The following is a 12,812-nucleotide window of genomic DNA, read 5'->3' on the forward strand; positions in this document are numbered from 1 at the left end:
AGAAAGCCATGCTGCCCCTGAACATCAACGGTAAGACAGTGTCCGTGCAGTCCGATCCGGACACCCCTCTGCTGTGGGTGCTTCGGTGCGAGCTGGGGTTGACCGGCACCAAGTATGGTTGCGGCATCGGCGTTTGCCGGGCCTGTACGGTGCAGTTGAACGGCGCGCCGCAGGTCGCCTGCATGAGCCCGGTCTCCACGCTGGCCAATATCCGGATCGTGACCATCGAGGGCTTGCGCGGTCCGCAGGCGCAAGCCTTGAGGGCCGCCTGGCTCGATCTGGACGTGGTGCAGTGCGGCTACTGCCAGGGCGCGCAGCTCATGACCGCCAGCGCGCTCCTGAGAAGCAACCCAAAGCCCAGTGATGCCGACATCGATAAGGCGATGGAGCACATTGTCTGCCGCTGCGGCACCTACCCGCGGATCCGCGCTGCTATCCACCAAGCCGCCGGGCAGCCACGCACCTGAGGCAGCCCCGCCCGGCGAGGGTTTTTACCGATAACGTGAACGCAGGGGGCGACAAAGAATGAAACCCCAATTCCTGTTCAGGTTATTCGCGCCATGCCCATCGCGGCGAAACCGCCCTTTGCGCTCACAAGCGGGTTGCGTTCGATCATCCATGGCATGGCGTGCCGATTCACGCTGTGCTGACCGATCCCGGCGCTGTTGATGCCGCTATCGGCGGCGCGGTTGGCTTACCTGAGCATCGTCAACGCGCCACCAAGGAGACCCCATGCCGGACAACGCAAGCTGTGCCCACGCGGCCACGGCTGATTTTCATCGCCTGCTGGCGCGCGAGCTGCCGGAGCACGACGAGCAGGACTGGGAAGACGCGCAGCGCGGCTTCGTCGGCACCATCCCCAATGCCAAGGTGGCACGCGCCAACGGGCACGGCGTGTGGAACATGGAAGCCTATGGCTTCCTGGATGCCGCCGAGGCGCCGGATACCGTCAACCCCAGCCTGTGGCGGCAGGCGCGCCTTAACCGCATCCACGGCCTGTTCCAGGTCACGCCGCGCATCTTCCAGGTGCGCGGGTTCGATATCGCCAATATCACCTTTATCGAAGGCGACACCGGCGTGATCGCGCTGGACGCGCTGACCTGCCCGGAGACCGCCGCAGCCGCGCTCGCGCTGTACCGGGCGCATCGCGGCAACCGCACGTTGCACACCGTGATCTACAGCCACAGCCATGCCGACCACTTTGGCGGCGTGGCGGGGCTGGTTGACGAGGCCGACGTGCGCGCCGGGCGGGTCCAGGTGATTGCGCCCTCCGGCTTCATGCACCACGCCATCGCCGAGAACGTGATCGGCGGCGTGGCCATGGCGCGCCGCGCGCAGTTCCAGTTTGGCCACACGTTGGCCAAAGGACCGGCGGCGCAGGTGGATGCCGGCCTGGGCAAGACGCTGCCGATGGGCCGCTCGACGCTGATCGCGCCAACGCGGTCGATCGAGGCCGAGCACGAGATCCACGTGATCGACGGGCTGGAGATCGAGTTCCAGCTCACGCCAGAGACCGAGGCGCCCTCCGAGATGCACCTCTTCATCCCGTCCGAGCGCGCGCTCAACCTGGCCGAAAACGCCACCCACAACCTGCACAATCTTTGCCCATTGCGCGGCGCCAAGGTGCGCGACGCACTGGCATGGTCCAAGTACCTGCACCGCGCGCTGCACCGCTATGGCCCGCGTACCGTGGTGGTGCTGGCCCAGCACCACTGGCCGACCTGGGGCGCGGAGCGCGCCCGGCGCTTCCTGTCCGAGCAGCGCGACCTGTACCGCGTGCTGCACGACCAGACCGTGCGGCTGATGAGCCATGGCCTGAAGGCCGGCGAGATCGCCGAAGGGCTGCAACTGCCGGAGTCGCTGGCTAGGCGCTGGCACACGCGCGGCTACTACGGCACCGTGTCGCACAACGTCAAGGCGATCGTGCAGCACTACCTGAGCTGGTACGACGCGCATCCGGCCAACCTGCATGCGCTGCCGCCGGTGGCCGCCGCGCGCAAGCACCTGGAATACATGGGCGGCATCGACGCCGTGATGGCCAAGGCCCGCGCCGACTACGAGCGCGGCGAGTTCCGCTGGGTGGCCGAGGTGCTCAAGCACGCGGTCTACGCGCATCCGGCGCATGCCGAGGCGCGCGAGCTGGCGGCCAGCGCGCTGGAGCAGATGGGCTTCCAGGCCGAGTCGGCGACGTGGCGCAATGCCTACCTGCTGGCCGCGCGCGAGTATCGCGAAGGGCCGCCGCAGGCCAATCCGCAGGGGCCGCCGGCCAACGCGCTGATGGGCGCGATGAGCAACGAGCTGCTGTTCGACGCGCTGGCGGTGCGCATCCACGGCCAGCGCGCGCAGGGCATGGCGTGCCAGATCGGCTGGCTGTTCACCGACAGCGGCGAGCATTGGGTGAGCACGCTGTCCAACTGCGCGCTGAGCAGCCTGCTGGTGGAGGCGGCCGATGTGGCGGCCGATGTGGCGGCTGATGTGGCGAACACGGCTGACGTGGTCATCGAGACCAGCCGCGACACGCTCGACGCCGTCCTGACCCGGCGCTTGACGGCGGCCGAGGCTGTGGCGCAAGGCCGGCTCACGCTGCGCGGCGATGTGTCGCTGCTGCCGCGCTTCATGGGCCTGCTGGACCAGTTCAGCGGCAGCTTCCCGGTGGTGGACGCGGCGCCCTGGCCGGAGCGCTGAGCCGGCCACCGGCCCGTCGTCGGCGAATCGCAGCCGTTCTGGCTGTGCAAGGTGACGGTGGCGCTGGAGGGCAAGGCCGTGGCGTGGGCGGATTGGGGCGGATTGGGTTCGGCCTGCTTAAGTGGTTTATGAGGCGCAATTAGCCCGGATGCCACCCGGCCCGCGTGATGGCTGCGGAGCTTGTCCGGGCCACCACCACCTTTTGTCCGTCAAGCCACCTCTGCTGCAACGCGGGAACCCCCTCTCGACAAGGTATAATCCCGGTTTCCCGCCAGCACGGCGCCCCAACCAGCGGCGCCGGCCGGTAGCAGCCCCTACCTCCTGCCCTCCCGACCGCTCAGACCATGGCGCATTTCTCGTGCTTCCCCGGTGCATTGGCGCTTTCCGCCTTTCGCCAGCAACGCCTGCTCACCGCCCTCAAGCAGATCGACGCCGACATCGAGTCGGTGCACGGCCAGTTCCTGCATTTTGTCGACACCGACGTGCCGCTATCGCAAGACGACAGCGCCCGCATCGCCGCGCTGTTGACCTATGGCGCGCCTTTCGAGGCACAAACCGACGGTGATCGCTTTGTGGTGATTCCGCGCTTCGGCACCATCTCGCCGTGGGCCAGCAAGGCGACCGACATCGCGCACAACTGCGGCTTCGAGCACGTGCACCGCATCGAGCGCGGCATCGAGATCACCGTGATCTGCAAGAAGGGCCTGCTGCGTGGGCGCAAGACGCTGGATGCCGGCACGCGCGCCGCGGTGGCTGCCCACCTGTTCGACCGCATGACCGAAAGCGTGGTGGCTTCGCGTGAAGACGCCGCCGGCCTGTTCCAGGAACTGCCGGCCAAGCCGCTGCGCTTCATCGACATCTCCGGTGGCCGCGCCGCGCTGGCGCAAGCCAATACCGAAATGGGCCTGGCCCTGTCGGAAGACGAGATCGACTACCTGGTCGACGCCTACGCCAAGCTGGAGCGCAACCCGACCGACGTCGAGCTGATGATGTTCGCGCAGGCCAACAGCGAGCACTGCCGCCACAAGATCTTCAACGCCACCTGGACCATCGACGGCGTGCAGCAGGACAAATCCCTGTTCGCCATGATCCGCAATACCCACCAGCTCAACCCGCAAGGGTCGATCGTGGCGTACTCGGACAACTCCGCGGTGATGGAAGGCGATGTGGCTGAGCGCTGGTTCCCGCGCGGCACCGAGCAGAAGTATGGCCGCCATGAGGCGCTGACCCACACGCTGATGAAGGTGGAGACGCACAACCACCCGACCGCCATCTCGCCGTTCCCCGGGGCCTCCACCGGCGCCGGCGGTGAAATCCGCGACGAAGGCGCCACCGGCCGTGGCGGCAAGCCCAAGGCTGGCCTGACCGGCTTCACGGTCTCCAACCTGATGCTGCCCGACGCCGTGGAAGGCTGGGAAAACGCGCGTGACGCCGCCCAGCCGGTGGCGCACCGCAACCCGGACGACGAGGTGAGCGTGACCGGCAAGCCGGACCGCATCGCCTCGCCGCTGCAAATCATGACCGAAGGCCCGCTCGGCGGCGCCGCGTTCAACAATGAATTCGGCCGCGCCATCCTGGGCGGTTACTTCCGCGTCTACGAGCAAAACGTGGGCGGCACCGTGCGCGGCTATCACAAGCCGATCATGATCGCCGGCGGCATCGGCAACATCGACGCCGGCCACACGCACAAGAAGGCGCTGCCGGCCGGCTCGCTGCTGATCCAGCTGGGCGGCCCGGGCATGCGCATCGGCATGGGCGGCAGCGCCGCCAGCTCGATGGCGACCGGCACCAATACCGCCGACCTGGACTTCGATTCGGTCCAGCGCGGCAACCCGGAAATGGAGCGGCGCGCGCAGGAAGTCATCAACGCCTGCTGGCAGCTCGGCGACGACAACCCCATCCTGTCGATCCACGACGTGGGCGCGGGCGGCATCTCCAATGCCTTCCCCGAGCTGGTGGACGGCGCGGGCCGCGGTGCGCGCTTCGACCTGCGCCAGGTGCACCTGGAAGAGTCGGGCATGAGCCCGGCCGAGATCTGGTGCAACGAGTCGCAGGAACGCTATGTGATGGCGGTGGCGCCGGAGTCCTTCCCGCTGTTCCAGACCATGTGCCAGCGCGAGCGTTCGCCGTTTGCCGTGGTGGGCATCGCCACCGAAGAGCAGCAGCTGCAACTGGTCGATGCGCATGTCGACGCGGCGCTCAAGGAACACTATGCCGTGAACATGCCGATGGACGTGCTGCTGGGCAAGCCGCCGCGCATGCACCGCGACGTCAAGCACGTGGCGCAAAGCCTGCCCCCGGTGGACGTGACCGGCATCGCGCTGGACAAGGCCGTGCGCGACGTGCTGCGCCACCCGACCGTGGCCAGCAAGTCGTTCCTGATCACCATCGGCGACCGCACGGTTGGCGGCATGAATGCGCGCGACCAGATGGTCGGCCCCTGGCAAGTGCCGGTGGCCGACGTGGCGGTGACCACGCTCGACTACAAGGGCCGGGCCGGCGAAGCCATGACCATGGGCGAGCGCACGCCGCTAGCCGTGATCAACGCCCCCGCCTCGGGCCGCATGGCCATCGGCGAGGCGCTGACCAACCTGGCCGCCGCGCCGGTCAAGGACCTGGCCAAGGTCAAGCTGTCCGCTAACTGGATGGCCGCCTGCGGCGTGGACGGCGAAGACGCCAAGCTGTACGACACCGTGCATGCGGTTGGCATGGAACTGTGCCCGGCGCTGGGCATCAGCATCCCGGTGGGCAAGGATTCGCTGTCCATGCGCACCAAGTGGCAGGACGACGGCGTCGACAAGGAAGTGGTCGCACCGGTCTCGCTGATCATCTCGGCGTTTGCCGCCGTGGATGACACCGACCGCACCCTGACCCCGCAACTGCGCACCGATGCGGGCGACAGCGTGCTGATCGCCATCGACCTCGGCCGCGGCAAGAACCGCCTGGGCGGCAGCATCCTGGCCCAGGTGACGCAGCAGGTAGGCGACACCGCGCCGGACGTGGACAGCGCCGAAGACCTGAAGAACTTCTTCAACGTGATCCAGCGCCTGAACCGCGAGGGCAAGCTGCTGGCCTATCACGACCGTTCCGACGGCGGCTTCATGGCTGCCCTGGCGGAAATGGCCTTTGCCGGCCATTGCGGCCTGTCGCTCAACGTCGACATGCTGGCGCTGGACCCGGTCCAGGAGCAGGACTTCGGCGACGCCAAGAACTGGGCGCAGCAAATCTCCGGCCGCCGCGACGAGCAGACCCTGCGCGCGCTGTTCTCGGAAGAGCTCGGCGCGGTGATCCAGGTACGCCAGGAAGAGCGCGATGCCGTGTTCGCCGTGCTGCGCGAAGTCGGCCTGTCGGCCTGCAGCCACGTGGTGGGCAAGCCCAATGCCACCGACCAGATCGAGATCTACCGCGACGCCAAGAAGGTCTTCGGCGCCGCGCGCAGCGAGCTGCAGCGCACCTGGAGCGAAGTCAGCTGGCGCATCGCGCGCCTGCGCGACAACCCGGCTTGCGCCGACAGCGAATACGATCGCGTGCTCGACGCGGGGGACCCGGGCATCTCGCCGGTGCTGACCTTCGATCCGGCACAAGACATCGCCGCACCGTTCGTGGCCACCGGCGCGCGTCCGCGCGTGGCGATCCTGCGCGAGCAGGGCGTCAACTCGCAGATCGAAATGGCGTACAGCATGGACCGCGCCGGCTTCGACACGCACGACGTGCACATGAGCGACCTGATTGCCGGGCGTGCCAACCTGGCCGACTTCTCCGGCTTTGTCGCTTGCGGCGGCTTCAGCTACGGCGACGTGCTGGGTGCCGGCGAAGGCTGGGCCAAGACCATCCTGTTCAACGCGCAGATGGCCGAGCAGTTCGCGGCCTTCTTCAACCGCCAGGACACCTTCGCGCTGGGCGTGTGCAACGGCTGCCAGATGATGAGCAACCTCGCCCCGATCATCCCCGGCGCGGGCGCATGGCCCAAGTTCACCCGCAACCAGTCGGAGCAGTACGAAGCGCGCTACGTCACCGTGCAAGTGCAATCCTCGCCGTCGATCTTCTTCGCCGGCATGGAAGGCAGCCGCATCCCCATCGTGGTGGCGCACGGCGAAGGCTTCGCCGACTTCTCGCAGCAAGGCGACAAGAGCCAGGCCCAGGTGGCGCTGCGTTTCGTGGACAACCACGGCGCGCCGACGCAAACCTACCCGCTGAACCCGAACGGCTCGCCCGACGGCATTACCTCGGTGACCACCACCGATGGCCGCTTCACCGTGCTGATGCCGCACCCGGAGCGCGTGTTCCGCACCGCCACCATGAGCTGGGCGCCGGACGCCTGGAAGCAGGTGGAAGACGGCGGCAGCCCGTGGATGCGCATGTTCCGCAACGCGCGCAAGTGGGTGGGTTGAACGGCCTGCTGTTTTTCGCGCTGTAGAAAGGAAAAGCCCGCTTCGCGCGGGCTTTTCCTTTTGTCGATGCGGGATTCACTGAGCGGGTTGGCTGCCTCAGGCAGGCTGCATTTCCGTGCGCGCTCAGCGGGTGATACAGATAAGTGCTGAAAAATGCCCAAACAAGACCTTCGGTTTGGACGCGCTATCATGAATCGCTATGATTCACTGTGATTCAACCCGCATCGAAAAGGACTACATATGGCACAGACCGAAACCAGGGTGCTGACCGTGCATGTGCCGTTGCCACTGGCCGAGAAGGTCGATCAGTTGGCGGCCCGCCTGGAGCGCTCGCGCGGCTGGATCATGAAGCAGGCCCTATCTGCCTGGATCGATCAGGAGGAAGAGCGCAGCCGTCTGACACGTGAGGCCTTGGCCGACGTGGATGCAGGTCGCGTTATCGATCATCAGGCCGTTCAGGCTTGGGCCGACGGTCTTAGCACGGACACACCCCCGCCGGTCTCGCGCTGATGTTGATGGACCTGAAGTGGACCAGCAAGGCGCTCGCCAAGTTTTTGGCCCCCGTGAATAAGCTGGCAGCTGCGCGAACCGTCCAGGCGCTCGCGGCGGCACCTGCAAATTTCCTGGCTAACCCACGCATCGGTGAGCAGCTTGATGAATTCGAGCCCCGCGAGGTGCGGCGGATTCTTGTGGGGCATTATGAGATGCGCTATGAGATTCGGGATTCGACAATCTACGTGCTGCGGGTGTGGCATACCCGAGAGGATCGCTAAGACGACTTGCCTCAAGTCATCCGCCGTGTACTCCAGGCCTGATAAACGTAATACAACGGCCGCTGCGGATCCGATTGCCTGGCCGATGCCGGCGCCGCGCCGCGGATCTGCATGGTGACCAGCACCATGCGCGCGGCTTTCACGGGGGAGTAGCGGTCGCGCAGCGGCAGCATGGGCAGCACGGCGCGCCATTCCGGGGGCAGGCCATCGTGGCTGAAGGTGCCGAGCGCGCAGTAGCCCCATCCTTCGGATGTGAGGTGCCAGAGTTGCCGGTAGGGGCTGCCGCCTGATGCCACTGAAGCCACTGAAGCCATGGTCTCCCTCGTTCGCATGCCGGTGCCCGCGGCGGGAGATCAGGCGGGCTTGCGCTAATCAGACTGCGCCACGGCCAGGGTGGCGGCACGCATGACCTTGATATTACCCATGTGCGGCGATGGTGGGAATGCTTGGCGCGCTCGCCAGGTGCGGCAATGCGTACACCAGGCAACGTGTTTGGTGCCTGGCGTACCGTGCATCACCCAGGGGTCGTCACTTGCAGGCAGCGGTGCGTTCTTGTCCTACAGCCCGCTAAACCAGTTATACCCCTGGTCTTCCCAGTACCCGCCCGGATTCTCGTTGGTCACGAAGAGCGCGGCGATATGCTTGGGGTTCTTGAAGCCGAGCTTGGTCGGCACCCGTAGCTTGAGCGGGTAGCCATAGCGGGCGGGTAGCGGCTCGCTGCCGAAATCCAGCGCCAGCATGGTCTGCGGGTGCAGCGCGGTTTCCATGTCGAGGCTGGAGTAATAGCGGTCCGCGCATTTGAAGCCGATATAGCGGGCGGTGGTGTCCGCGCCGATGCGTTCCAGGAAGGTGCGCAGCGCAACGCCGTGCCATTCGCCGATCGCGCTCCAGCCTTCGATGCAGATATGCCGCGTGATCTGCCCCGCCTGCGGCAGCGCGCGCAGTTGCGCCAGGCTCCATGCGCGCTTGTCGGCGACCAGCCCGGAGACTTCGAGGCGGTAGCCGGCACCGTCGACCTCCGGCACGTCGTACTCAGGATAGAAGGCGTTGAACGGGAAGGGCTGCGTGATCTGGCTGCGCGCGTAGATGGGGGCGAGCCGGTTGCGGTTGAACAGCCAGGCTTGCACGCGATCGTTCCAGCGCGACATTGACCACAGCACCTTGTCCACGGCATCGCCATCCTGCAAGGTGCAGCCCGCCAGCATGGACAGGGCGCCCAGCGACAGCGAGGAGCGCAGCAACAGGCGCCGCTGGAGTTGCACGAGCTGGGGCTTGAAATCAGCCGCGCTTGCCGGCTCCGAGGCCGGCATCCGCTTGTCATCGTTGGGGGCGCTCATGCTTCGACATCTCCATGGCCAGCGCGCCCGGCGCGTCCGGTCAGCATTGGCAACAAGGTGGCCGGCACCAGGATGACCAGCGCCAGGTGAATCACGACGAAACCCACGATCCCCGCCATGGCAAGGAAATGCACATGGCGCGCCGTGTCGAACCCGCCAAACAGCGTCGCTAGCCAGTCCAGCTGCACGGGCTTCCAGATGGCCAGCCCGGACGCCACCACCAGCACGCCCAGCAGCAGCACCGCCACATACATCAGCCGCTGCACCGCGTTGTAGGCGCCGGGCCGATGCGGCAGGCGCAGCCGGATGGCAAGCGACGCGTCACGCAGGACGCCGCGCGCGCTCAGCGGCAGGAAGTGGCGCCGGAAATGCCGCGTGGCGAGGCCAAAAGCCAGGTAGACCAGGCCATTGGCGGCCAGCAGCCACATGGCCGCGAAATGCCATGCGATCGCGCCGCCCAGCCAGCCGCCTACCGTCGCCCAGGCCGGAAATTTGAAGGGAAACAGCGGCGAGGCGTTGTAGATCGCCCAGCCGCTCATCACCATGCAGGCCATGGCGAAGGCGTTGATCCAGTGCGTGGCGCGCACGACCAGCGGATGGACGATGGCGCGCCGCGCGGGTGAGGAGGAGGGGAGCTTGCGCATGACGGGGAACGTTGGCGGGACAGCAAGGATCCAGGCCGGACGGCGCCGGCCCGGGCGGGTCTTACATCGGAGGCACCACGCCTTCCTTGCCGGCCGAGATAAAGCGCGCGGTCAGCCCGCCGTCGGCGCCTTTGCTGGCAAACAGCACGATATGCGCGCCGGGGACCAGCAAGGAGCGGTCGCCGGGTTCCAGGTTGACGATGGGCACGTCGTTGGGGATCACGATGCGCTTTTCGCCGTCGGGGTACTTCACGGTGATGGTGCGGCCGTTGCTGACCACTACGTTGCCCACGGTGCCGTTGGTCATGCTGCTGTTCTTGCCGAGGTCCCACGCACGATGGCCTTCGCCGCTGCCGCGCATGCTCGGCGGGAACACGTGCACCTCGAGCGCCTTGAGCGAGCCATCCGCCTGCGGCACGGCGGCCGAGCCGATATAGCTGCCGGGCTTGATCTCATCGACCTTGGCCAGCGTCACCGCGCGCACCGCGGTGTCCTTGGTCAGGCCCACTTCCAGGTCCTGTCCCGAGCGCGTGCGCACCTTCAGCGTGTCGCCGGCGAAGGCGGTCACGGTGCCGCGCACGCCGGTAGGCGTGGCGGCGGGAGCGGGCTGCGCCATCACCGCGGGCGCTGCGGCAAACATGGCGCCGGCGAGCAGCGCCGGGGCCACCAAGGTACGTGTCAAATTACGCGAAACGATCTTCATCCTGGAACTCCTGGTGCGTGGAAAGTGCTACGTAGGTTAGGGTGATGGCCGGGTCGCTCGGATGACTTTTTGATGACCAAAATGTCATGAATCGGGGCTCCGGCCACCGCTAGAATGGCGGCATACCGTTGAATGGCATTGCGCATCATGAGCATCCTCGTCATCGAAGACGACCCCAAGACCGGCGATTACCTCAAGAAGGGTTTGCGCGAAAGCGGCTACGCCGTGGATCTCGCGCGCACCGGTACGGACGGTCTGCACATGGCGCTGGAGCACGCCTACGACCTCGTCGTGCTCGACGTGATGCTGCCGGGCATCGACGGCTGGGAAATCATGCGCACGCTGCGCGCGCGGCGCGACCTGCCGGTGATCTTTCTGACCGCGCGCGACCATGTCAACGACCGCATCCACGGGCTTGAGCTCGGCGCCGACGATTACCTCGTCAAGCCGTTTTCGTTCATCGAGCTGGTGCTGCGCATCCGCACGCTGCTGCGCCGCGGCGTGGTGCGCGAGGCGGAGCTGTTCGAATTCGCCGACCTCAAGCTCGATGTCCTGCGCCGCAAGGTGACGCGCCAGGGCGTGGAGATCGTGCTGACCAACAAGGAGTTCCTGCTGCTGCACCTGCTGGTCAAGCGCCAGGGCGAGGCGCTGTCGCGCACGCTGATTGCCGCCGAGGTGTGGGACATGAACTTCGACAGCGACACCAACGTCGTTGACGTGGCCATCAAGCGGCTGCGCGCCAAGGTCGACCAGCCCTTCGACAAGAAGCTTATCCATACCGTGCGCAGCATCGGCTATACCTTCGGCGAGGGCGCGTGAAAGCCTGGTCCTCGCGCTCGCTGACCGCGCGCACGACGTTGTCGTTCGCCGCGATTGCCTGCGTGGTGATCGGCGCGCTGGGCGCGTATTTCTACCAGTCCGTCAAGACCTCGATGGAGGCCCGCGCCGATCTGCAACTGATCGGGCGCGTGGCGCATTTCCGCCGGCTGGCCAGCGATGTGTACACCGTCGGCGAGCTCAAGGACCGGCCTTTGCTGTTCGAATCCATGCTCGGCGCCGAGCGCGACGTGCTGATTTTCCGCAAGCCGGGCGAGCCGCCGTTTATCCACGTCAACCCGGACAACCTGCCGGTGCCGGCAAAGCTTGAGGCATCCCCGCCGGGCGACGGCGCCGGCCTGAGCGCGGCCAGCATCCTGCGCACCCGGCTGGACAACGGCGTGCCGGTGCACTGGGCGGCCGCGATGGCGCGCTCCAGCGAGGATGGCGGCGTGGTCGAGGTGATCGCCGCGCATCCGATGAGCAACGAAGTGCGGATGCTCGCCGCCTACCGCGACCGCGTGGTGCTGGCCGCGCTGGTCGGCATGCTGGCGGCGACCGCGCTCGCCTTCTTCGCCATCCGGCGCGGGCTCAAGCCGGTAGGCAGCATCGCCGCGCGGGCCGCCGAGATCAGCCCCGCCAGCCTCGCCGTGCGCCTGGATGAGCGGAATGCCCCCGCCGAGCTGCGCGGCCTCGTCGGCGCGTTCAACGCCATGCTGGACCGGCTGGCCGACGGCTACGAGCGGCTGTCCCAGTTTTCCGCCGACCTGGCCCACGAGATCCGCACGCCCGTGGGCGCGCTGATCGGCCAGACCCAGGTCACGCTGAGCCAGTCGCGCCGGCCGGAGGAATACCAGGACGTCCTCGAGTCCAACCTGGAGGAGCTGAACCGGCTCGGCCATATCGCCGAGAACATCCTGTTCCTGGCGCAGGCCGACCATGCCGGGCTGGTTATCGAGCGCGCCCCGGTGTCGCTGCCTGACGAGCTCAACAAGATCGCCGAGTATTTCGAAGGGCCGGCGGACGAGAAGGCGATGACATTCGAAGTGGAGGCACTCGGCACGGTCTGGGCCAATCCGCTGCTGTGCCGCCGCGCCATCAACAACCTGGTGGTCAATGCCGTGCGCTACGGCGCGCCGGGCAGCGTGGTGCGGCTGAGCAGTACCGAAGAGCCTGACGGCATCGTCGTTGCGGTGGAAAACCAGGGCGAGGCCATCCCGCAAGGCCAGCTCGACCGCCTGTTCGACCGCTTCTATCGCGGCGATGCGGCGCGCAGCCGGGTCACCGAGTCCAACGGCCTCGGCCTGGCCATCGTGAAGGCCATCATGGTGCTGCACGGCGGCGGCGTGATGGCCAGTTGCCCCGCGCCGGGGCTGGTGCGGTTTGCGCTGCGGTTCCCGCGGCAGCAAGGGTTGGCTTCCTGAGAGCTTGTGGCGGCCGGCGCCTGCAAGCCGTGCACGCGG

11 protein-coding genes are annotated in these 12,812 nt (G+C 67.0%); 7 read left to right on the forward strand and 4 right to left on the reverse strand.

Features of this window, described 5'->3' with window-relative positions; translation table 11 throughout:
- Positions 1–8: 8 nt before the first annotated feature.
- The 5 genes from AC07XB_RS00965 (at position 9) to AC07XB_RS00985 (ending at position 7,849) form a co-directional block, all read left to right on the forward strand.
- Positions 9–467, forward strand: a complete 459-nt coding sequence (locus AC07XB_RS00965; RefSeq protein ID WP_492828567.1) for a (2Fe-2S)-binding protein — start codon at positions 9–11, stop codon at positions 465–467.
- 265 nt (positions 468–732) lie between these two features.
- A complete protein-coding gene (locus AC07XB_RS00970) occupies positions 733–2,685 on the forward strand; it encodes an alkyl/aryl-sulfatase (RefSeq protein ID WP_492828569.1) in 1,953 nt (650 codons plus the stop codon).
- Between the two features lie 344 nt (positions 2,686–3,029).
- A complete protein-coding gene (gene purL / locus AC07XB_RS00975; protein ID WP_492828571.1) occupies positions 3,030–7,076 on the forward strand; it encodes a phosphoribosylformylglycinamidine synthase in 4,047 nt (1,348 codons plus the stop codon).
- A 240-nt stretch (positions 7,077–7,316) separates the two neighbouring features.
- Entirely contained in the window at positions 7,317–7,586 is a 270-nt protein-coding gene (locus AC07XB_RS00980; protein WP_492828573.1) for a CopG family ribbon-helix-helix protein, read from the forward strand.
- Positions 7,586–7,849: a type II toxin-antitoxin system RelE/ParE family toxin gene (locus AC07XB_RS00985; RefSeq protein ID WP_492828575.1), complete on the forward strand. Its 264-nt coding sequence runs from the start codon at positions 7,586–7,588 to the stop codon at positions 7,847–7,849. The genes AC07XB_RS00980 and AC07XB_RS00985 overlap by 1 nt, the downstream gene beginning before the upstream one ends.
- Before the next feature lie 11 nt (positions 7,850–7,860).
- Here the strand turns inward: AC07XB_RS00985 and AC07XB_RS00990 are convergent, their stop codons facing one another.
- The 4 genes from AC07XB_RS00990 to AC07XB_RS01005 form a co-directional block, all read right to left on the reverse strand.
- Positions 7,861–8,163 carry a hypothetical protein gene (locus AC07XB_RS00990; RefSeq protein WP_492807519.1) on the reverse strand — a complete coding sequence of 101 codons (303 nt, stop codon included), beginning with the start codon at positions 8,161–8,163 and terminating at the stop codon, positions 7,861–7,863.
- Positions 8,164–8,406: 243 nt separating this feature from the next.
- Entirely contained in the window at positions 8,407–9,159 is a 753-nt protein-coding gene (locus tag AC07XB_RS00995) for a molybdopterin-dependent oxidoreductase (RefSeq protein WP_492828625.1), read from the reverse strand.
- 23 nt (positions 9,160–9,182) lie between these two features.
- Positions 9,183–9,830: a cytochrome b/b6 domain-containing protein gene (locus AC07XB_RS01000; protein ID WP_492828577.1), complete on the reverse strand. Its 648-nt coding sequence runs from the start codon at positions 9,828–9,830 to the stop codon at positions 9,183–9,185.
- Positions 9,831–9,891: 61 nt separating this feature from the next.
- Complete coding sequence (locus AC07XB_RS01005) at positions 9,892–10,533, reverse strand: hypothetical protein (RefSeq protein ID WP_492828579.1); 642 nt, start codon at positions 10,531–10,533, stop codon at positions 9,892–9,894.
- A gap of 147 nt (positions 10,534–10,680) precedes the next feature.
- Between AC07XB_RS01005 and AC07XB_RS01010 the strand changes: the two genes are divergently transcribed.
- Positions 10,681–11,352 carry a heavy metal response regulator transcription factor gene (locus AC07XB_RS01010; RefSeq protein ID WP_150985778.1) on the forward strand — a complete coding sequence of 224 codons (672 nt, stop codon included), beginning with the start codon at positions 10,681–10,683 and terminating at the stop codon, positions 11,350–11,352.
- Positions 11,349–12,773 (forward strand): heavy metal sensor histidine kinase, encoded by a 1,425-nt coding sequence (locus tag AC07XB_RS01015; RefSeq protein WP_492807516.1) that lies wholly within the window; start codon positions 11,349–11,351, stop codon positions 12,771–12,773. Before AC07XB_RS01010 ends, AC07XB_RS01015 begins: the two co-directional genes overlap by 4 nt.
- The last annotated feature ends 39 nt before the right edge of the window (positions 12,774–12,812 follow it).

This window comes from Cupriavidus sp. GW821-FHT02F09 (assembly GCF_059421605.1).